Source organism: Paraglaciecola sp. 25GB23A (genome assembly GCF_040012495.1).
Taxonomy (GTDB): domain Bacteria; phylum Pseudomonadota; class Gammaproteobacteria; order Enterobacterales; family Alteromonadaceae; genus Paraglaciecola.
The window spans coordinates 43340-65268 of record NZ_JBDYKM010000012.1 but is presented as its reverse complement, the minus strand read 5'-3'; the positions used below and the strand labels follow the sequence as shown (position 1 = coordinate 65268).

The 21929-nt window shown below is 42.2% G+C and carries 21 protein-coding genes and 1 tRNA gene; 16 read left to right on the top strand and 6 right to left on the bottom strand.

Annotated elements, in window-relative coordinates:
* The first annotated feature begins 11 nt into the window (after window positions 1–11).
* On the top strand, window positions 12–1043 hold the full coding sequence (locus ABKW31_RS15210; RefSeq protein WP_348617409.1) for a 3',5'-cyclic-nucleotide phosphodiesterase: 1032 nt from the start codon (window positions 12–14) through the stop codon (window positions 1041–1043).
* A 65-nt stretch (window positions 1044–1108) separates the two neighbouring features.
* Here ABKW31_RS15210 and ABKW31_RS15205 read toward each other — a convergent pair whose 3' ends face one another.
* Window positions 1109–2476 (bottom strand): alkaline phosphatase PhoX, encoded by a 1368-nt coding sequence (locus tag ABKW31_RS15205; RefSeq protein WP_348617408.1) that lies wholly within the window; start codon window positions 2474–2476, stop codon window positions 1109–1111.
* A 311-nt stretch (window positions 2477–2787) separates the two neighbouring features.
* Between ABKW31_RS15205 and ABKW31_RS15200 the strand changes: the two genes are divergently transcribed.
* From ABKW31_RS15200 to ABKW31_RS15165, 8 genes are all read left to right on the top strand, one after another.
* Window positions 2788–2864 (top strand) — tRNA-Arg (locus ABKW31_RS15200).
* Window positions 2865–3266: 402 nt separating this feature from the next.
* Window positions 3267–3596 carry a hypothetical protein gene (locus tag ABKW31_RS15195; RefSeq protein WP_348617406.1) on the top strand — a complete coding sequence of 110 codons (330 nt, stop codon included), beginning with the start codon at window positions 3267–3269 and terminating at the stop codon, window positions 3594–3596.
* Complete coding sequence (locus ABKW31_RS15190; protein WP_348617405.1) at window positions 3589–3945, top strand: HipA N-terminal domain-containing protein; 357 nt, start codon at window positions 3589–3591, stop codon at window positions 3943–3945. Before ABKW31_RS15195 ends, ABKW31_RS15190 begins: the two co-directional genes overlap by 8 nt.
* Window positions 3942–4958, top strand: coding sequence for a HipA domain-containing protein (locus ABKW31_RS15185; protein ID WP_348617404.1), 1017 nt, complete (start codon window positions 3942–3944; stop codon window positions 4956–4958). Before ABKW31_RS15190 ends, ABKW31_RS15185 begins: the two co-directional genes overlap by 4 nt.
* Before the next feature lie 120 nt (window positions 4959–5078).
* On the top strand, window positions 5079–5327 hold the full coding sequence (locus tag ABKW31_RS15180) for a helix-turn-helix domain-containing protein (protein WP_348617403.1): 249 nt from the start codon (window positions 5079–5081) through the stop codon (window positions 5325–5327).
* On the top strand, window positions 5327–5926 hold the full coding sequence (locus ABKW31_RS15175; RefSeq protein ID WP_348617402.1) for a HipA N-terminal domain-containing protein: 600 nt from the start codon (window positions 5327–5329) through the stop codon (window positions 5924–5926). Before ABKW31_RS15180 ends, ABKW31_RS15175 begins: the two co-directional genes overlap by 1 nt.
* Window positions 5907–6638 (top strand): HipA domain-containing protein, encoded by a 732-nt coding sequence (locus ABKW31_RS15170; RefSeq protein ID WP_348617401.1) that lies wholly within the window; start codon window positions 5907–5909, stop codon window positions 6636–6638. Before ABKW31_RS15175 ends, ABKW31_RS15170 begins: the two co-directional genes overlap by 20 nt.
* Window positions 6639–7367: 729 nt before the next feature.
* Entirely contained in the window at window positions 7368–8363 is a 996-nt protein-coding gene (locus ABKW31_RS15165) for an aldo/keto reductase (RefSeq protein WP_348617400.1), read from the top strand.
* Between the two features lie 108 nt (window positions 8364–8471).
* Here ABKW31_RS15165 and ABKW31_RS15160 read toward each other — a convergent pair whose 3' ends face one another.
* The 3 genes from ABKW31_RS15160 to ABKW31_RS15150 all read right to left on the bottom strand — a co-directional run bounded on the left by ABKW31_RS15160 (window position 8472) and on the right by ABKW31_RS15150 (window position 11447).
* Window positions 8472–9665, bottom strand: a complete 1194-nt coding sequence (locus ABKW31_RS15160; RefSeq protein ID WP_348617399.1) for an MFS transporter — start codon at window positions 9663–9665, stop codon at window positions 8472–8474.
* Window positions 9666–9675: 10 nt separating this feature from the next.
* On the bottom strand, window positions 9676–10779 hold the full coding sequence (locus tag ABKW31_RS15155) for an NADH:flavin oxidoreductase (RefSeq protein ID WP_348617398.1): 1104 nt from the start codon (window positions 10777–10779) through the stop codon (window positions 9676–9678).
* Between the two features lie 62 nt (window positions 10780–10841).
* Window positions 10842–11447 carry a TetR/AcrR family transcriptional regulator gene (locus ABKW31_RS15150; protein ID WP_348617397.1) on the bottom strand — a complete coding sequence of 202 codons (606 nt, stop codon included), beginning with the start codon at window positions 11445–11447 and terminating at the stop codon, window positions 10842–10844.
* Between the two features lie 428 nt (window positions 11448–11875).
* On the opposite strand from ABKW31_RS15150, the gene ABKW31_RS15145 reads away from it, so the two are divergent.
* A complete protein-coding gene (locus ABKW31_RS15145; RefSeq protein WP_348617396.1) occupies window positions 11876–12802 on the top strand; it encodes a PHB depolymerase family esterase in 927 nt (308 codons plus the stop codon).
* A gap of 277 nt (window positions 12803–13079) precedes the next feature.
* Complete coding sequence (locus ABKW31_RS15140; protein ID WP_348617395.1) at window positions 13080–14396, top strand: dienelactone hydrolase; 1317 nt, start codon at window positions 13080–13082, stop codon at window positions 14394–14396.
* A 102-nt stretch (window positions 14397–14498) separates the two neighbouring features.
* On the opposite strand, the gene ABKW31_RS15135 is transcribed toward ABKW31_RS15140, so the two are convergent.
* Complete coding sequence (locus ABKW31_RS15135; protein ID WP_348617394.1) at window positions 14499–15134, bottom strand: RpiB/LacA/LacB family sugar-phosphate isomerase; 636 nt, start codon at window positions 15132–15134, stop codon at window positions 14499–14501.
* A gap of 251 nt (window positions 15135–15385) precedes the next feature.
* Here ABKW31_RS15135 and ABKW31_RS15130 point away from each other — a divergent pair, with 251 nt between their 5' ends.
* Complete coding sequence (locus ABKW31_RS15130) at window positions 15386–15898, top strand: hypothetical protein (RefSeq protein WP_348617393.1); 513 nt, start codon at window positions 15386–15388, stop codon at window positions 15896–15898.
* A 69-nt stretch (window positions 15899–15967) separates the two neighbouring features.
* Here ABKW31_RS15130 and ABKW31_RS15125 read toward each other — a convergent pair whose 3' ends face one another.
* Window positions 15968–17218, bottom strand: a complete 1251-nt coding sequence (locus ABKW31_RS15125; RefSeq protein ID WP_348617392.1) for a malic enzyme-like NAD(P)-binding protein — start codon at window positions 17216–17218, stop codon at window positions 15968–15970.
* A 644-nt stretch (window positions 17219–17862) separates the two neighbouring features.
* Between ABKW31_RS15125 and ABKW31_RS15120 the strand changes: the two genes are divergently transcribed.
* The 4 genes from ABKW31_RS15120 (at window position 17863) to ABKW31_RS15105 (ending at window position 21910) form a co-directional block, all read left to right on the top strand.
* Window positions 17863–18282: a hypothetical protein gene (locus ABKW31_RS15120; protein ID WP_348617391.1), complete on the top strand. Its 420-nt coding sequence runs from the start codon at window positions 17863–17865 to the stop codon at window positions 18280–18282.
* 180 nt (window positions 18283–18462) lie between these two features.
* Window positions 18463–19047, top strand: coding sequence for a YjbF family lipoprotein (locus tag ABKW31_RS15115; protein ID WP_348617390.1), 585 nt, complete (start codon window positions 18463–18465; stop codon window positions 19045–19047).
* Window positions 19044–19796 carry a capsule biosynthesis GfcC family protein gene (locus ABKW31_RS15110; RefSeq protein WP_348617389.1) on the top strand — a complete coding sequence of 251 codons (753 nt, stop codon included), beginning with the start codon at window positions 19044–19046 and terminating at the stop codon, window positions 19794–19796. Before ABKW31_RS15115 ends, ABKW31_RS15110 begins: the two co-directional genes overlap by 4 nt.
* Window positions 19796–21910: a YjbH domain-containing protein gene (locus tag ABKW31_RS15105; protein ID WP_348617388.1), complete on the top strand. Its 2115-nt coding sequence runs from the start codon at window positions 19796–19798 to the stop codon at window positions 21908–21910. The genes ABKW31_RS15110 and ABKW31_RS15105 overlap by 1 nt, the downstream gene beginning before the upstream one ends.
* Window positions 21911–21929 lie beyond the last annotated feature (19 nt).

Sequence of the window (21929 nt, the reverse complement as noted above, 5' to 3'; positions counted from 1 at the left end):
AGCGAATTGTTATGCCACAGATAGTACAAAAAGCGAGTTGGCTATTAGTCATCTCGCTGGTTTTTTCGATACAAGCCTTAGCCAATCAAGCAGATAATCAAAGTAACGCAATTACAGAGCCGGTATTTGAGCTTGTCGTTCTCGGTGATAGTGGCGGCATTGAAGACGGCAACTTAAGTGCTTTTTTACTGCGTTCCTTGCAAGAAGCCAATTATATCGCCTTAGATGCAGGCACTGTGGTAAACGGCATTAATCAGGGTATTCAATATGGCGCTTTTGATAATTTGCCCTTAGTGACAGATGATAAATGGGGCCTAGCTGGCACGATTTTACGTCATCATATTAAAGGCTATTTGCTCAGTCATGCCCACCTTGATCATGTAAACGGTATGCTGGTTGCCTCACCTGAAGACAGCACAAAAAATATTTATGCTTTAGCCTCAGTCAATACGATGATTGGCGACACCTATTTTAACGGTAAAGCCTGGGCCAATTTTAGCGATCGTGGTATTGCACCCCGCTTAAATCAATATCATATGGTCGATTTACCCCTAGGACAAAACATAACACTCGATAAAACCGAGCTGAGTGTCAGCGCTTTTAGCTTAAGCCACCCCGTTGAATCTAGCGCATTTGTGATCGAACATGGTAATGACTTGTTTTTGTATTTTGGAGACACTGGCCCAGATAGTGTTGAAAAACAAGGCAAACTAGATAAGATTTGGACTGCCTTGGCCATGCAACTTAAATACAAAACATTACGCGGCATCATCATAGAAACATCTTTTGAAAACGAACGCCCCGACCACTTATTGTTCGGTCACCTTACACCTAATTATTTAATGCAAGAATTACACAATTTCGCTACAAAGCTTGGTGGCCAAGCACCATTAAAAGACTTAAAAGTCGTGATCAGCCATATTAAATACACTATGGCCACAGGCAGTGATCCAAGAGCTATAATCAAACAGCAACTAAATGCAGCCAATGATCTTGGTGTGCAAATTATTATTCCCCAGCAGGGACAAAGGCTGCTGTTTTAACTATTTCAACAAAAAAAGGCGGGATGGCATATACCAAGCCCGCCTTGATTCAACTTCAAATCACACTACGCTTTAAACTTACCCCATGGCCCAATTATGGCAATGGTCTTTGCGGGTGAGTAAATATTCACAAACAAAGTTGAGCCATCCGGTGAAAAACAAGCGCCAGCTAATTCTGTTTGCAGATGTAAACGCGCGAAGTTGTAAGGCTGTCCTTGTGGTGTTACGCCACGCAGATGATTATCCACCACTTTAGTATATTGATCTTCGCACACCATGAGATGACCAAAAGGCGTAACGGTTAAATTGTCACCAAGGTTAAATAAGCTTGGGTCAGCGCTTTCCAAAAATAACTGTAGTCGCCCTGGTGCACTACTCTCGCCTACTTGACCTTCATAAATTGAAGGCTGATAGCGCATGACTTGGCCAAGCTGCTTAGCACCACCATTGGTACAACAAAAATACAGCTCGTTTTCGCCCCAGTGTATACCCTCACCTCGAGCAAACAGCGCTGCGCCATCTTTATAACCCCGTTGACGTAAATCATCTTCAGGGCTTTGGGGATCGCTTAAATCAATCCACTCAGTTTCAAGCCACTGTTGCACGGGCATTTTACCCTCTCCCCAATTGCGTGTATCAAAACGGGTTTGAGCTTTCACTACTAAGGCTTGTAACCTTCCGCCTTTATGCAATTTGCCCTGTTCATGAGGAATAAAACGGTAAAACAAACTATCACCGCGATCTTCTGTGAGATAGACAATGCCGGTGCGCGGGTCAACCGCCGCCGCCTCATGATTAAAGCGCCCCATCGCGGTTAACGGCAAAGGCTCAACTAAACCAGTCGCTGAGGCAGGCACTTCAAAAATATAACCGTGTGATTTAGTTAAGTCAGAACTGGGCGTTAGTACAGACTCCTCACAACTTAACCACGAATTCCAAGGCGTAGTCCCGCCCGCACAATTACGAATAGTGCCGACTAAGGTTAAAAACTGCGTTTCAAGTTGTTGTGTATTAAGGTTGTAAACCAACTTACTGGTGCCACCAGGCAGAGCAACTCCTGCACTTGTATGATCATAGGCCAAGACGCTTTTATGTTGTTTGATACTAGCAGCGGCCTCATCTAAATATTTCGGCACTAACTCATGATTGCGCATAAGCACCACACGCTCATCATCCAGAGCAAAACAACCCATGCCATCAGCATTATCTGGCACTGAAAAGCCATCAGCCATCTCATCCCCTAACTGAGAAATAATCTGGTAGCTAAATCCTGCCGGTAAATCTAACAGCTTGTTTGCATCGGCCAGTAAAGGGCCATAAGCCTCAATAGCTTGCTGAAATGCAGTAGCATTCACCTTACCAAAAAAACTTGCTGTTAAACCACCAAACGCCAACGCGCTCGCCCCAAGCGTAAACTGTCTTCTGGTAACCATAAGCTATCCTAGTGAATTAAGGTATTGTGAAATAATATCTAAGTCGGTAAATGCGACAATATCACATGACGAAAAGTTCGATCAGCGGTCAACGTAATACAGTCAATGCCCGACACGTGCTGCTCAACCGCATCAAAAATAGCAGGTAAACATGACACGCAGATGGCGGACTTATCTAACAGGAAAGACCTAAAACGACAAACAAAAAAGAATCTACAAGAATAAAACCAAATAACACTGGAAAATGTGACATATTTCTTTAGAATCAGCCCTCGCTCAAATCCCCAGTGATTTAAGCCGAAAATCAAAATGCACCCGTAGCTCAGCCGGATAGAGCGCTGCCCTCCGGAGGCAGAGGTCGTGAGTTCGAATCTCGCCGGGTGCGCCATCTACGCATGACATATGCCGATAGTAATTACTAACAAACAATCACTCTGTGACCTGATTGTGACCAAACGATTTCAGGTTATGTAGCAAAATTCCCCCTGATTACACTTCCATTTAGCCTAATGGCTTTTCTTCTGGCCACCAGATCGAGTTATGTAAGGGATAATTTGTATCGAGTCTATATTTATACAAACTAAAAGGCCTAAAGCACAACGCTAAGGCTCCGAGCAAAGAAAGTAACACCGAAGAATAGCGTTTGAAGCGCCCAACAACCAAGCACAGGTTGTTTTTGCAGGACAATGTACAACAATTAACAAACGCACTTGCTTTTAACTATTGTAAGACCCAATATATTTGGTTATTATTATCTTTTAAAATATTTTTACCAAGCGCAGGGTGAATTATGTCAACCGATAACAATGTTGAAGTCTTGCTAAAAAACCATGAGGCGCGAACCATTAGCGCCTTGTATGAGCTTCAGCGTAAGCTAATTTTAGCAATGGAGCAGCGTGATACCTTAGGTGATATCCACCAGTTCGGTAAAATAGTTAAACAATACAAACAAACTAATAAATCGAGCAATGAGACGCTAGCCTTACTTAGTGGCGTAACTTCCAATACGATATCAACCATGACCAGCGACCCAACTAACTCAAAGGTGTCCACTGTGCTTGCACTACTAGATGCTATGGGTATGACGTTGACTATTTCACGTAAATCTACTGATGAGTGAAATAAGCCGTCAAGGTCGTGTATATACCAATGGTAAGCTGGCAGGTCTGTTAACTGAATACAAAGAAACAACCGGCGCACAGATGTATTCGTTTGAGTATGACCGTGATTACATCATTCAGGGGGGTACGCCTATAGGCTATCACTTCCCATTAAAGGCTGAACCTTATTTGTATGATGTGCTACACCCATTTTTCACCAACCTAGCCTCTGAGGGCTGGGTAAGAGTCTTCCAAGCAAGCAAAGCAAGATTAGATAAACGCGATGATTTTGGATTGCTACTGGCCAACGGTGGCGATTTAATTGGCGCAATATCAGTCCAACCTGAAAACAAGGATATTAAGGAATGAGTCAGCGACTGGGTACAATATCTTTAAGCCCAAAAGGAAATGAGTCGCCATATAGTAGTTACTTCCTAAAAAGCATGTTTGGTATTAGCCAGCTTCCTAAGAATGGCCTTCGAGTGAAAGGTGACTCAAAAACATTTAATGATTTAGCGCCTGAATACACAGAAGGAAATTCGGTGTCCGGTGCTCAAAAAAAATTATTAATGTCTCTGGTAAATGGCTTTTTAGTACCAGTTAAGAAAAACGGCCAATTCATTGTCAAACCTGCACCAGACAAATTTCCCCATCTGCCCGAAAACGAACATTGTATTATGCAGCTTGCCAAAGCTGTTGGCTTTGATGTTGCGCAAAATGCGCTTGTGCCCTTTGAAAATGGTGAGTTGGCTTATTTAACCAAGCGCTTTGACATACTAAAAAACTCAGAGCGCCTGTTCATAGAAGATGCGGCCAGTCTATGTTTGGTTGCCCCTGCCAATAAAGGCAGTGATGCATTGTCTTATGAAGATACGCTCAATACATTGTTCACCGTTAGTGGTCAAAATCGAGGCGTGACATTGAATGGCTTTAAACAAATATTATTCGCCTATATCGTGGGCAACAATGATTTACACCTAAAAAACCTGTCTTTATTTAGACAACCAAATTCACAGTCGCGTTTCATGACGAATTTTACGCCTATTTACGATGTGTTATCAGTCGCCCCCTACCCTATGTATTTTGGTGATGACCTGTCATTAAGTTTACTTAATAGTGAATTGGAGGCTGAATTTTCTGAGGCATACAAACAATACGGTTACTATACTGGCTATGACTTTATTAAATTTGGTCAGCAAATTGGACTGTCTAATTCAGCAGCCAAAAAAATAATTAAACAGCTTAGTAATGACGTAAAAATTGCGTATGAATATATCATCAATGCGTCTCAATGCCCTGATGATATGAAACGCGTGTTGAAATCACATATAAAAGATAAGCTTGGTCGGTTAACACGCCCATACCCTGTCAAAGCGGTATAGGAGTAGTGTCAACTTATCGACCTTATTCCAGATACTTTAAACCATATTTAGTATAAAATTTATTTATACTAAAAAGGGTATATTTTAGCATTATACCAATTTGAGTATGAGAGTAACCTTATGAAAGTAAACACTCCTGCTGATATCAGTCCGATAATACGTGATGCACGCAAAGCTAAGGGTTGGACGCAGGCTAAGCTAGCAAAAAATGTAGGACTATTTCAAAAAGATATTTCTCGTATTGAAACAACTCCTGACAAGGTCAGTTTAATCACCCTATTGAGCGTTTGCAGTGCGCTCGATATTAAATTGTCAGCCACAGCAAATAATAAAAGTGACCTAACTCTGCGCAAGGTGCTGGATTTCTGATGGGACGTAAATCTCATACCAAACAGCTTTATTGCTCTATGAATAATGTTCTTGTTGGAACGCTTAAACTGAATAAAGGCCGGATGAGTTTTCAGTATGATCCGCAATGGTTAACTGCCATAGGCACCCGAGCGCTATCGCTCAGCCTCCCACTGCAATCGAGTGAAATTAAATCTGATGCAGTTCATGCCTATTTTGATAATTTACTACCCGACAATGATGTTGTCCGTAAACACATGGTTGACCGCTTAGGAGCTCAAAGTACATCTCCCTTTGATTTACTCGCGACAGTGGGCGGTGATTGCATCGGCGCAATATCTTTAACCAACGAACCACCACTTGAGGCCTTGCCAGCCATTTCACTCAAACCAATAAACGAAGCAGATATTGCCCAGACGATTCGAGACACTCGAGTAGACAATGTACTGGGCATGCACATTGATGATGATTTTCGTATTTCGTTAGCCGGTGCCCAAGAAAAAACCGCCTTAACTCTGTGGAAAGGTCAATGGCATAAGCCACAAGGTCAGACGGCAACGACCCACATTTTTAACCCCCCCCATATTTCACCATCAACAAATGAATATAGACCTATCTAGCAGTGTTGATAATGAATGGTTCTGCCTGACCTTTTTGGCTAATCTAGGATTGCCTGTTGCAAAAGTAGCTATTCAAAGCTTTGAAGATCAAAGAGTGCTGGTCGTTGAACGCTTTGACAGACGTATTACAGATAGCCAAATAGTCAGACTTCCTCAAGAAGATATGTGCCAAGCATTAGGTAGGGTCAGTGGCAGTAAATATGAAGAAAAAGGCGGGCCGGGAGCACTAGCTATCATGGACTTACTCAAATTTTCTAGCTCAGCAATACAAGACCGATACAATTTCCTGATGAGCCAAATTGTTTTTTGGCTGCTCGGGGCAGTTGATGGCCACGCAAAAAAATTCAGTCTATTTTTAAAAGCGGATGGTTATCGCCTAACGCCCTTTTACGATGTAATGAGTGCCTACCCTTATTTTGGACAAGGCCCACTTCATAAAAGTCTGCAGAAAAAAAAAATCAAAATGGCGATGAAAGTCCACAGTAAAAACCATCACTATCATTGGTATAATATTCAGAAGCGTCATTGGTTGGCTCATGGCAAGTATCTAGGTATACCTGAGGATGCAATTCAGTCTATATTTGACCACCTGCTTGCTAAAACAGAAAAAGCTTTGAGCGACACCTTTAATCTTGCACCGCAAGAGTTTAATCAACAAATTGGCACTACCATCGCGGAGCAAACGCGCCAATGTTTGGACAAACTACGCTAATTATATTATCTATGCATGAGGTCAGATTACGGCAAATCAGAACGTTAAATAGTCATAACATACCACTCGTATTTTACCGGAAAGTGTTTCTCCAAAATGAATTTAGCGGTTGCAAATATTTGTGTTTTGCTAAGATTTATATGACCACACCGTGACAAACATGCTGATTAACGATTTAAAATTGTGGGTGAAAGTCCTTACCTTTCAAAATTGCGACTTGTCTACACGATATGAAATGGCACAAAACTGGGATTGTTAATCCTCATATGAAACAGTTAGTTAATTGAAGTATTAACGGATACTGAAAGACCTAACGCGTATAAACACATTTAATATACATTGTTTTTCTTATCACTTCGGAGGCAGAGGTCGTGAATTCGAATCTCGCCGGGTTAGCCATTATCGTGCTAGCTCATTGAAGCAAAATGACGAGCCTAGTGAGCACTGAAATCGAACTGGATTGACTTAATTCAGATTTTGCTGAAAAGTTACTGCTCGTCAAACCCTTGCCATCACGTCATCAATAGACATTCACTTTTTTTCTGAACTATGACACTGTGGTTTAGTCCTAAAGGGGCGCATTCTGAAGAGCAATGAATCAATAGCCTTCGAATAGTCGGGCAGAAAATAAAGCCTGAAACAAAACTACATTGTATCCTGTTGCTCATCATTCACCGATCAAGGCCAGCATTTACTGCCTTGGTCAACAGATTATATAGAGGTAAAAAAATGGAATATCGTCGTTTAGGTAAAGCCGGACTCAAAGTGTCGGCATTGTCACTCGGGTCTTGGGTAACGTTTGGTAAGCAAGTTGATATGAACGATGCCAAGACATTATTAAAAACCGCATACGATGGCGGTATTAACTTTTTTGATAATGCTGAAGGTTATGAAGCTGGCGAGTCTGAAAAAATAATGGGTGATGCCATTTCTGCTTTGGGTTTAGCCCGCGATACTTATGCCGTGTCTTCAAAAGTGTTTTGGGGTGGAGACAAACAAATGCAGTTAGGCCTCAGTGCCAAGCACGTTCGTGATGCTTGTGATGCGGCATTAAAACGCTTACGGGTTGATTACTTAGATTTGTACTTTTGTCATCGCCCAGATATTGATACCCCGATTGAAGAGACCGTACGCGCCATGCATAACTTGATTCAGCAAGGTAAGGTCATGTATTGGGGCACGTCAGAATGGTCAGCTCAACAAATTACTCAAGCACATGCTATTGCGAGGCAAGAGCACTTAACTGCGCCATCAATGGAGCAACCCCAATATAATTTATTGCATCGCGATAAGGTAGATGGAGAATTTAATTCCTTGTACGAGCAGTTTGGCATGGGCACCACCATTTGGTCGCCATTGGCCAGCGGTTTGCTGACCGGTAAATACAATGCTGGTATTCCAGATGATAGCCGCTTAGCCCTACCTGGTTATGAATGGTTACGTGATTTGTGGACCAGTGAAGACGGCAAAAAGAAACTTGAAAAAATTCGCCAGTTAAGCAAATTGGCAGACGAGCTGGATATTAAAATGGCGCATTTATCCATTGCGTGGTGCTTAAAAAATCCTAATGTCAGTACCGTAATTTTAGGCGCGTCGCGTTTATCGCAGTTAGAAGATAACTTAAGCGCAATGGATGTGGTTGGTAAGCTAACGCCAGATGTTATTGAACGCATTGAAGCGATTGTTGCAAACAAACCCGCTGCGGCTGAACGTTTTGGTCAATAGGTGAATCTTGGGTTTACCATTACACAGAGTATTGGTAAACATTAGACTAAACTTTGATAGTCGAAACAAAGGCAGTCTGACTGAAGTTGCTTTTGTTCCGACTTCAAATTATTTAGTACTTCTATACCTAAGGGTAAAGAGGAACAAAAAGAAGTAACTCGCAAAGGCAAACCAATATGGTAAGGCGCCATCGACTGAATATAAATAGGTACCTAACAAGGGGCCGACGGTAAAACCAAGTGGTGGACAGGCGCCGGCTAATCCCGCTACCGCACCTTGCTCTTCAGAAGACACCGCAACTGACGCACCGGCCATAAAGCCTGGCCCGGCTAATCCCATTCCTAAACCTAATATACACATGGCTAATATATACATTTCTTGAGTATGGCCTAGGGCCATCATCGCAAAAGCAACCATCATCATCGGCATAGATATTCGCAAGAGGGCAAACGGCCTGAATTTGAGGCGCGGAACCACGACCAACTGCACAAAAAGGGCTGCGGCGGCGGAAAACATCAAACTAACGCCCACAATTTTGGCCGTTTGGGTGCCATCCAAACCTAACTGATCTTGGAAACGAAATGCGATAGTTTGTTGCACGATGGCAAACCCCATAAACAATAGAACACCTGCAATCACTAAGGGGAAAATCCGTGGATCGGTGTACTTCAGTTTCTGTGGCTTTTTAATGACTTGAGGTTTGGGTAGCTCTGGTAAAACAAACACCGCCAAAAAGGCGGCTGCCAAGGTTAAAACGACAGAGAAATATAAGGGAGTGAGCAAACTAATACTCGCCAATAAACCGCCGACCGCAGGACCCATTATGGAGCCAATATTACCCGCTGCGCCTATAGCGCCCATCCCTTTAACGCGATCTTGTAAGCTGGTAATATCAGCCATGTAGGCATTGGCTGAGGGTGCCACTGCCGCCATTACCGTGGCGTTGGCCACTCGAGTCACAATTAACAATATTAGGGCAGTCAGTGGAATAAGGTAACCGAGTAAGGCTGCCTGAAACACACCGGCGAACATTACCGTACCAGCAGAATAACCGAATAAACCAATTAACAGGATCTTTCTTCTACCCCAAACGTCACTGGCACGGCCCCACAACGGACTAACTAGAAACAAAGTTAAGGACGACGAAGATATGATGGCGCCAATTTGCACTTCAACCAAACCCACTTCCCGTCCGAGTGGGGCTAATATGGCAAACAATACGGTTTGGGCAAATCCCATCGCTGCCGCTGCTAACAATAAGATGCGTTTGGCTGAAGCATTGGCAGTGTCGGATTGGCTCATAACTTGTGGCTTACGACAGCGTCGCTAGCGCTTCTCCTGAGAACTGCTCTATTTCTTCAAGCTTACTGTTGCGAATTTTATTTGCCCAGATTGGATCTTGCAACAAGGCGCGACCCACCGCCACTAAATCAAACTCGCCTTTATCCATGCGTTCAATCAAATCATCGATTGAACGAGTGCTCGAGCCTTTGCCGGCAAAGGCAGTGAAAAAGTCTTCATTAAGGCCCACTGAACCGACTGTGATAGTGGGTTTGCCTGTGATCTTTTTAGTCCAACCGGCTAAATTCAAACCATTATCTGCAAACTCACTTTCCCAGTAGCGACGTGTTGAACAGTGGAAAATATCCACACCCGCTTCACTCAGTGGCGTTAAAAACGCTTCAAGTAATTGCGGGGTTTCAGCCAATCTGGCGCTGTAATCTTGCTGTTTCCACTGTGAGAAGCGGAATATAATGGGGAAATCAGGTGTGGTTGCAGCGCGGATCCGTTTGATAATTTCTACCGCTAAGTGGCCACGTTTAGCCATAGTGCCGCCCCATTCATCGGTGCGCAGATTAGTGGCGCTCCAAAAAAACTGATCGATCAAATAACCGTGAGCACCATGAATTTCAATGCCATCAAAACCAACTCGCTGAGCATCTGCCGCTGCACTGGCAAAACCACTAATGACGGTTTCAATTTGCGCCGCAGTCATTGGTTCTGCGATTTGTTTTCCTGGCGCAACTAAGCCAGATGGGCCGACACTTGGCAACTCTGGAAACGGCGCTTTTGCGGCTACACGGGCCATACCAACATGCCATAGTTGCGGCATGATCTTCCCACCAGCACCATGCACTGCCTTAACTACATTTTGCCAACCTGCCAGTGCGGTTTCGCCGTGAAATTGTGGAATGCGTTCACTCATCGTGGCAACCGGATCATTAATGGTGGTGCCTTCGGTGATAATTAAGCCAGTGCCACCTTCTGCACGTCGACGATAATAATCAGCCACCTCTGCAGTCGGCACGCCGCCTGGCGAAAACTGACGAGTCATCGGTGCCATAACAATTCGATTGGCCAGTGATAAGTCTTTGAGGCTGAATGAACGAAACAATGCTTCTATGCTTTTACTCACGTTATTACCTTATTTGTCATGTTTATTTATTGGTATTTTATTATGTACTACGCAGATCTTGTCTAATCTGACTCAGTGCTTATTGCACTTGTCAGTGAACTCACCATAACCGCGGCCAATTCTTCTAACTCGTGTTTATTGCCTAACAATTGGGCCAAATGTAATGAAATCAAACCATGTAAACCGGCCCATAATAGATAACAAATTTTAACCGGTTCACCATACATTTTACCTGCGGCCACTAGTGCAACGATAACCTGACGCATTGGCGCGCCACTGCGCACTATCGCTGCCTCGAGTTCGGGATAGTGGTCCGAATCTGGTTGAGCCACGCTATACATAACCCGGTAAGAATCTGGATAGCTAATGGCAAACTGCAAATAGGCGCGGAACAAGGCATGTAACTGTTTACTGCTATCTGACTGTTGCAGCAAGGCACCTTCTAGTTTATCCGCTATACGCCCAAACTCACGCTGTCGCAAGGCAGCTAAAATATCAGCCTTATTTTTAAAATAGCGATAAGGCGTAGTGCGGCTGCAGCTCAAATCTGCAGCGAGGCCGCGCAACGATATACCTTCGACACCGTGTTTGGCGAAAGACGTCAAGGCGTGATCACACATGCGGTTACGGAAACACAATATTTCTTCTGGCGTCAGTATTTTAGGCATATAAGCCGCAATATCTGCTTAACTGGGAATCCATAAATAATTTTACTCTTTGTGAGGCTCTGTATGTTTGTAGTCACAGCTTTAATAAGCCCTACCACGCAAACGAATATAGAAAGGCCACATGATATATTTTATATTGACACTGTCAATTTTAAACTTTTTACTCGACAAAATAACTATATCTAGGACTTTAGCTAGAAGGTCGAGACTGCACTAAGAAAGCGCCATCTAGTCATAAGGCAATGAATAAACTTGATTGCAAAGTTACACAAAGGAAAGTGCTACCGACGATTGAACTTGTGGGATGTTTCATCATGCCGTGGGAGGGATGTAAGCAGAGAAAAGATAAATTGGCCTTGCGTTGCTAAATTAACAAAAATGCATTTTACTGCATGACAATATTCAAACCCCTTAATTCAGGATACGACGTGAAACCAGTGTTACCCGCTATTTTAGTTAACTTAGCCTTAGGCCTGATGATAATTATTTTGTTTTCATTTAGCGGGCATATAGCCGCACAACAAAATACTGAATTGAGTGATATAACTGTAGGTGAGCAAAACAGACAGTATCGTTTATTTGTGCCCACCGGCTATGACAAAAGCAAAACGATGCCCTTGGTATTAAACTTTCATGGCACCTCAGGTACGCCCGCTCAACAAGTTGAAATTTCTGACATTGAAACATTGGCTGAAATACAAGGTTTTATTGTGGTGTCGCCGGCTGCGGTTTATCGCCGTCAGCCTGAGGGGCCCAATACTTGGAATGTAGACAAAGATCCCCTGGGTGTGGACGATGTATTTTTTGTAAAAAGCCTGATTGCTCAGCTCAAACAGCAATATAATATCGACGACAGGAGAATTTATGCCATGGGTTTTTCCGGTGGTGCAAGAATGAGTAGTCGCCTGGCTTGTGATTTATCCGACCAGATTGCGGCCATTGGTCCGGTTGCTGGGCTGCGCTATCCAGAAGATTGCCAGCCAGCTAGAGCCGTTCCCATCATTACCTTCCACGGTAAACAAGACGGAGTAAATCATTATGTCGCACGTGAGAATTCACCCCCTTATTGGCGTATGGGAGTCGAGCCCGCTATTAAGGGATGGTTAGATAATAACCATTGTGCTAAACAAGCACAAAGTACTGATTTAGCAGAGCAAGTCACTCGGCTGACTTACAGCCATTGCCAGGACTATGGTGATGTTGTATTTTATCAATCAGTCACTGCCGGCCATACCTGGCCGGGCAGTAAAGTAGCCGACAAATTGGCAAGTTATGGATTGGGCGCCACCGATAAATACATCGTTGCCACGGAACTCATTTGGACGTTTTTTAAGGCTCACCCGCTGCCGCAATAAATACGAAGTGAGCGCTCAGTGCGTGAGAATGACTGCCAGCACTCAACTATGGGCCCCATAAGCAGTGGTCTTCTAATTTCTGCGAAAATGTCATTACTTGCTAACAAAGCAATCGATTTTTTACCTTTACCTCGATTTTACTATGCTCTCATTGCATCATTAAGCTAAATCAATCCCACCATTGGTATGTCACTATTGATGATATTCGCAAATTAAGTTTTAAGCGGAATGTCATAAATTTGTGTGCATAATGTGGTTTTTAATAGTGGAGTTGTTTATGTTTTCTCATCGTTTTACCTTGTATTGTTTTACCCTTGTTTTTGTTTGGTCCAATGCTGGCGCAGAAAATCGTATTGATACTCAACGCCCTGATGCGCCTGAATTAGCTGCTTACGGTGCATTTGACGTTGGCGTAAAAACCCTTAATGTAAGCAACCCCCAACAAATTGATATTCTACAACTTGACCCTAGCAAAGATGAACCCGCGAATTTGCCGCGTTACGAGCGACCACTCACTTTGGAAGTATGGTATCCGGCTATCAAAGGGAGTACTGGCAAAACAACCTTAGATGCCTACATACGCGATGGTAAAACTCAGGTTGAGTTGCATGGCAAAGCAGTGCGTGACGCAAAACCAGCTCTCAGTGCCCAGGCTTATCCCCTAGTACTCATTTCTCATGGTTATCCAGGCAATCGTTATTTACTGGCAAACTTAGGGGAAAATGTTGCATCCAAAGGTTTTGTAGTGGTTTCTATTGATCACACCGACTCAACTTATCGCAGCAAAGCGGCGTTTGCGTCAACCTTGGTAAATCGCCCTGTTGATCAGTTATTTGTTCTTGAGCAAATAGCGCAAATGTCGGCAGACAGTAGCTCATTTTTACATGACCTAGTTGATACAAATAACAGTGCTTTAATTGGTTATTCTATGGGCGGTTATGGGGCTGTCATTAACGCCGGTGCAGGTTTGACTGAGCAAGCCGTCAACAGCCGGTTGGGCTCTCCTTTTGGCACTTTAGCACGGCACCAAACAGGTAAAAAACCGGCCGTTGATAGTCGCTTAAAAACCGTTATCGCCTTTGCACCTTGGGGCATGAATTACGCTATGTGGAATGCTGAAAGCTTACAAGATGTCAGTATTCCTATGCTACTCATTGCAGGTTCGCAAGATGATGTATCTGGCTATGAGAATGGCGTTCGAGTAATTTGGCAAGGTATTAGCAACGTCGATCGCTCTTTACTCACTTATGACAATGCCAATCATAGTGCGGGGGCAGTGATGCCTGCACCACAAGAATCCTATGTTTTTAGTCAAGAACTCGGTTTTAATGTTAGCGAACATTATATTGATGCTGTATGGGACAACACCCGTATGAATAATATTGCTCAGCACTTTGTTACGGTGTGGCTAAATAAGTATTTAAAACATGATGCAAATATGAATCGCTATTTAGAGCTTGTGCCCTCTTCTAATGATGGCGTATGGGCCATGGATGAGGCAGGCAAAGCAAAAGCAGAACATAGCTATTGGCCAGGTTTTGCAAAACGTACTGCGAAAGGTTTACATTTTGAGTCGCTTATCAAAGGCCAATAAAGGGTAACTCTACTTAATAATCTCTTGCTTTGAAGCGCTGAAAAAATAGGCCAAAAAAACTGGCCTATTTTGGATTTTGCCGCTTAGTTTTAAGTACGTTATTTAAGCAGTAAATGACTTCACAAAATCTGCTAATTCTTGGTCTTGGCAGTGTTCAAAGAAACAGCTTTGGAAGCGCTCTCCACCTACGGCGGTTTTAATTAGCTCAGGATCCAATGCCCTTAAACCTTCTAATAGGGGTTTGCTGGTGGCAACTTTAACACTGCTTAAAATCCCAGCATTAGTGACTTGCGATTCGCGGCGCTCAGGTGGATAACCCATACCTGTTTCACCGGTAAAGGCTTTTTCAAAAATGTAGCGCACATTTAATTCTGCACCCCAACCAAAGCCTTTGGCAAAGGGTAAAGATAGGGCATTACCATTGTTAATTTGTGCAAATAAATAAGCATCTGCAGGATCGATACAATAGCCGCAGGCCACACCCGGATAGGCATTAAGCGACATCAAGGCACCTTGCCCAGTGCCGCAACCCGCCACCACAAAATCTACCGCTTTGGAATTCAACAACAGGGCGGCAATAATGCCCAGATGAATATAGGTAAGACGGTGATCGTTGTCATCATTCATGCCGACGTTAAAAACACTGTGACCTAAACCACTCGCCACATCGTTCAGTTGTTGTAAGACCACAGCATTTTTGCCCGCTTGGCTAAATTCGTTCATTAAGGCAATTTTCATAATAATTCCACTTTAAAATCTGATTTAAGCCAATATTCGCATCTTTGTAGTTATGGCCGTACCTAAATCATGACATAAGTTTAATTATGAATATTTGCTCGCTTTAATAAGTAGTAGTGAGCTAAATGTTCGCTTAACTGATGACTCTTTGATAAAAAAACCGATTTTTATTTAATTGCAACAAGCGATTAAATATCGATGTGGACTTGATATAAAGACTGTAGAATTGCGCCTTAATTCTTGGAGGCTCAATGGCACTGCTTAAACACATCACTTTAATTTGCATACTCGCGTTAACCGGATTTAATGTTAAAGCGTTCGAAATTACCTTAGCTGAACAACAAATCAATGGCATGTTGGCCGTCAGCTTTCCGGTAAAACAAAGTTATCAGGGCTTTGATCTGACTTTTTCAGACCCCAAGGTTAGCCTCATAAGCATCACCAATAGTATTGCGCTTAAGAGTGTTATCTTAGCTGAACAAAATGGCCAAAAGTTGCGGGCTATTGCCAGCGCGCAAGGACAGGTTTATTACAACAGACAACAGCAAGTCATTGAAATCATCAAACCGAGCTTAGTTGAGTTTACGGTATTGGATAATTCTATAGAGCAATCAGAAATCGCCATTGATTCTTTAAAACAGGTTATCGGTCAGCAACTACCTATGATATTTTTGCTTGATGTAAAGCAGATCAACCAGCTTTTTCCTGGCCTTCAACCTAAAGACATTGTCATTCGTGACAATGGATTAGTGATTAGTTTGTAAGGACTTACTTAACCGATATGACCAAACTACCTTGCTCTAATTCTGCAGCAAGGTAGTCAAGGTAAACAATTATGCTTCAGACATATAGTCGGGTGGTAAGGTCGTGATGGTAGCAACGCCAGATTCAATCGCTGCCAAAGCAACCGCTCTAGCCACACGTTTAAGTAAGCGAGGATCCATAGGTTTAGGAATAATATAGTCTTTGCCAAAGTGCAGACTGTCCACATTACTGGCTTTAAGAACTGAAGCTGGCACAGGCTCTTTAGCGATACTACGAATGGCATTTACCGCGGCTATCTTCATTTCATCATTAATTTTTGAAGCCCGAACGTCTAAGGCCCCTCTGAAAATAAAGGGAAAACACAATACGTTATTTACTTGGTTAGGATAATCAGAGCGACCCGTCGCCATAATTAAATCATTTCTAACACCATGGGCTAACTCTGGCTTAATTTCAGGATCAGGGTTGGAACAAGCAAATATTACCGGATTCGGTGCCATTAGTGTAAGCGCTTCTGGGGGCAAAACATCGGGCCCTGATACTCCAACAAATACATCGGCATTGTCTAAGGCATCCTCTAGTGTGCGCTTGTCGGTATTATTGGCAAACAGTTGCTTGTATTCAGTTAGATCAGTACGGCGGGTATGAATAACGCCTTGACGATCCAGCATATAAATACGCTCGCGTTTAGCACCACATTTTATCAACAATTGCATGCATGCAATGGCCGCGGCTCCTGCCCCCATGCAAACAATAGTTACTTCGCTAATGAGTTTTCCTTGGATTTCCAACGCATTTAACATACCGGCAGCAGTGACTATTGCCGTACCATGTTGGTCATCGTGAAATACCGGTATATTGCAGCGCTTAATTAACTCTTTCTCGATAACAAAACATTCAGGCGCTTTGATATCTTCAAGATTGATCCCACCAAAGGTGTCAGCAATGTTAGCGACTGTGTTAATAAAATCTTCAGTGGTCTGATGTTTAACCTCAATATCAATGGAGTCTATGCCGGCAAATCGTTTAAATAATAAAGCCTTACCTTCCATTACCGGTTTAGATGCCAGTGGGCCTAAATTACCTAAACCTAGAATGGCAGTACCATTGGTAATGACCGCCACCAAATTACCTTTGCCGGTATATTTATACACAGTGTCAGGATTGGCGGCAATTTCACGCACTGGCTCAGCAACACCAGGACTATAAGCCAAGGCTAGATCGGTGACAGTCTCGGCAGGTTTGCTAAGTGCAATGCAAATCTTACCGGGTACGGGCAAAGCATGATAATCGAGAGCTTGTTGACGAAAATCTGTCATTATTATTGTGATCCTGTTTGTAGGGTTTTCAGCTAAAGTGTTGTATCTATTGTATTATTTCAACAACAATTTCAGAATATTGTAACTACCTGAGTTTATTATTATTTTTGGAAATTTCTTGTTTAATAAATGTAACACAAGTGACTTTGCCGCACATATCTGATGAGCATAGTTTTTAGCAATTATTGGCATAATTAAGAGTGATTTAACTTAAAGCAATTGAGTTGAAATTAAATAACAGCAGGTGGATTAATTTAAAACGCCTAACTAACTGCCGTATAAACAAGAGTTTGTTTAATTTAAACGGCTCTATCATGCCAATAAAATTACTCAGAATCATGTTAATCGTTGGTTCCATCGACCAAATAAATTTAGAGAGTTTCGTCGTACTCAAAAAAGTCTATTGCTCATTTAGTTAAATGAAAATTTGTTTATAGCCCTGATTAGAAACTTTACAAGAACAATAAAGAAGTGAATGTATCGATATTAAATAAGGAATAAGGCGTTTCCTGAAAAAATTAGCCTCAATAACTCAACAAAACTAAGGTATTTTATTTTCACTCTAATAATGACCTAATAATTCATTGAATTCCGTTTACTCATCGATTAAAATGCGCCTTAGTTTATATCTCAAGGAAAAAGTTATGAAGAAATTCGCGATATCAATATTGACAGCAGGATTGCTAATTTCTAGTAATCTTTATGCTCAGGAAAATGCAGGTGGTACTTACTCATCTAAATATGGCATTGGCCAGATGACAATACCACAAATCGCCGCTGCGGCGACGGCAGCGGCAATCGCTGCAGCTGCTATAGCAAACAGTAATGGTAAAGTTGGTACACGTCCACCAGGACCTATCGAATGTCCAGATGGCCAAGAACTCGTTGGTAACGTGTGTACTCCAATAGAGACAGTTTATACTTGTGCTGAAGGTGATCAACCACCGGTTGATGGCGTTTGTATCGGTACAGCTACCACAGTAACAGTGACTGCAAGTGGTACAGGTACTACAACGATTACTGTTCCAGTGACGTTTACTTATCCAGCATCAGTAGTTAATTAATTTTTTTGGTTAATTACTAACGTATTTGAGAGCCGCCATTAGGCGGCTTTTTTATTTGTTTTTTTCACATTGTGGTGTTTGAATAATATGCATAGCAGTAGGTTTTACTTCATTTTATGTGTGGGTTTGTTACCTTTTCTGTCTGCGTGCTCATCAACCCATGAGGCATATATCAGAAGTATGCGTATCGCTTTAGCAGAACCACAAAGCTTAGTCTTAGAAACAGAGCAGATAAAACAGTCTCCGGCAGATTTAATTTATGTGAAAAAAAATGAGTTAGCCACGGTTGTATTAGCCCTCGCTTTTATTGAAAGTGGCCAATATAAGTGGGTATCTGTTGATAACGGTGCCTTAATTGAAAAAGACGGGCGAATTATCAAAACACTGTCGTTAGATAGTAATTTAGATTTTATATCCTCTGATGTTAGCGATCCTCTTGCTTCCCCCAGCAATATCGACAATACAACGACTTGGCAAAGAAAAATTGACTTTAACTCCGCCCAATATGGCCTTGTCTTAAACTCAACTTTTACCGTATTAGTTAATCAATCACTGACCATACAAGATAAAATTATAGAGACTACGTTAATTGAAGAGCAAGTTGATTTAATTGCAAGTGAGGCTCATGAATATGGGCACAGTCATTGGGTTAATCAGTTCTGGTTACACAAAGAAACGGGCAAATTATTGCGCAGTAGGCAAAAAATAATACCCGATGGTTATTATTTTGATCTCACTTATGTCAGTCGAGCCGTCAGACTATGACGTTTATTTTTCAAACAAAGGGTTTTGATTTGATGCGTTCAACCATTTTTTACTGTTTTATTCTGTTCTCTAGCATTAGTTCTGCACAAGTCAGTATTCAGATAAATCAACATAAATTTGATTTTACCGCCTCTCCTCGTCTTGCTGAAGTATTGTCTCCTATCGCTTACCAAGACAATTGGTACTGGCCAGCGGCTAGGTTATTTCGCTCAGATACCCATGAGATTCTTACTCTTCGCAATAAGGTTATTGCGAAACTCAAATTTATGCAATTATCGCTGAATAATGACAATGCAGTATTAGTAGATGAGCTAATACAACAGATTAATAGTTGGCAATTAGCGGACAGAATATTAATTAATCTTGACTATGATCGAGCGCAAACGAATCCACAGTTAAATCCCCAGTTTGAGCAAGGGCAATATAAATTGGACTTGGTAACACGCCCCACTTCCTTCACTGTATTTGGCCTTGTTAGACAGCCCGTCGTTATAGATTTAACTGACAACATGTGCGCCCATCACTATATTAATAGTGCGTTTTCACAGCTTGAAAATAAGGATTTTGTTTACCTTATCGCAGCTGATGGCCGGATAGATAAAATAGGTATTGCATACTGGAATACGGGCTGTGTTGATATCATGCCCGGCAGTCAAATATATCTCCCCTTAAACGAATCCCAGTTTTTCAGTGATAATCGCGAACTGAATCGACAAATTGTTGAGCTTGCCTTAAATAGGATAATGTAATGAGCAGTACTATCTACTTTTTGCCCAGGCCAATTATTGGGTCCATCGGTCTTGCATTATTTACTGCTAGTTTATTCGCTGGCGCTCAAGAGTTAACAACCTTAAGTCAACCTTCACAAATGGTACAAGGTGGAGTGGGATTATTGCAGACACCAACGGCGCGTATGGCCGCCGATGGCAACTTAAGTATTAGTTACACTGACAATGAAGAGTATCGGTTTTGGTCTGCTACCTTGCAACTATTTCCGTGGATGGAATCCACCGTAAGATACACCGATGTGCGCACAAGACTTTATAGCTCTGACCCTGATTTTAGTGGTAATCAAACTCTTAAAGATAAGGGCATCGATGTTAAATTTCGTCTGTTACAAGAAAGTTATTACCTGCCACAAGTAACGGTTGGTTTTAAGGATATCGGTGGAACAGGATTCTTCGATAGTGAATTTATTACTGCGAGTAAAGCCTTTGGCCCCTTAGACTTTCACCTTGGTTTAGGCTGGGGTTATTTAGGAACCGGAGATAATTTTCCAAACCCTTTTTGTGAGGTTGCTGATCGCTTCTGTGATCGCGCTGACGGTTTTTCCGGCCGTGGTGGCACGGTAGAATTTGGTAAGTTTTTCAAAGGTAATACCTCCTTATTTGGTGGCGTTGAATATGTTACGCCGATAGAAGGCTTGCGACTCAAACTCGAATATGAGGGTAAGAACTATATTAATGACAGAGCAGGCAACTTAGCCCAAGACAGTCTTTGGAATATAGGTGCGGTCTATCAATGGAAAGATTTTGATTTCAGCCTAAACTATCAACGAGGTAACACTATTGGCTTTGGCCTGACCTATAAGCTAAATATGCATACAGCTAAGCAGGTTAAATTTGATAGACCTCCTCGTTCTTTGTTAAACACAACACCTGCCACTTCAATGCAAGAATTGAATAGAAATAAACTATATAATGACTTGCTAAATGATGGTGGTTTTATTCTTAAATCCACTTATCAAGCTGATGAGCAAATCACCTTATACGGCTCACAGCTTAATTATCGCAACACAGATGAAGCTATTCAGCGTGTTGGTCGAATTGCGGCTTCAGAACTGCCTAATGATATTAAAGAGTATCGTATAGTTGAAAACGCGGGCAGTCTCCCCGTTCTTGAAACAGTGATTGATGTTGATTCTTTTAAGGCTGCTGCACGTCTTGAATCATTAGAAAATGATATTGGTGCAAGTTATACCCGCCGAGATCCCTCTGCAGAGAGCGTTGCAAATTATCAACCTAATACTACCTCTGGATTATTTTATGGGGCAGAGAGCTTTTGGATCCAAACCTTTGGCAACCCAGAAGATTTCTATTTATATCAAGGTGGATTATTCATTACAGCTGGCTATGCCTTTAATAGTCACTTTTCTATGCAAAGCAGCATTAAAGCCACAATCGTAGAGAATTTTGATAAATTTAATTACAAGGTGGACAACCAGCAAACTCCACTTCCTCGGGTGAGAACCTATGCTAGGGAATATGTGACACGCAACAAAATTACTATGGAGTCAGCTTATTTAAGTTGGTTTGATCGCGTGGCTGAAAATACCTATGCCCAAGCTTATGCGGGCTATTTGGAAGGTATGTTTGGCGGTGTTGGAGCTGAAATACTTTATCAACCAGTAGATAGTAACGTGGCCTTTGGTGTCGACTTAAATTATGTACAACAACGTTCATTTGAGAATGACTGGGACTTTAGGGATTATAAAGTATTGACCGGTCATGCCAGCATATATTGGCGTCCTTCCTTTATGCCAGATACGCAACTTACTCTTAATGTGGGGCAATTTTTAGCCAAGGATAAAGGGGTCAATATCGATTTTGCCAAACGTTTTGACAGTGGCATTATCGTGGGTGCCTATGCAGCCTTTACCAATGTAAGCGCAGAAGAATATGGCGAAGGTAGTTTTACCAAAGGGTTTTATATATCAATTCCTTTCGATTTGTTTGTGCTTGAGTCAGCGAAGGGTAGAGGTAAAATACCTTGGGTACCTATTGCTCGCGATGGTGGGCAGAAATTAAATAGGCCTGCAGAATTGAAAAATATGACTGATATACGTTCGCCCTTTTATGACTAAGGTGCGCACTACACATAAA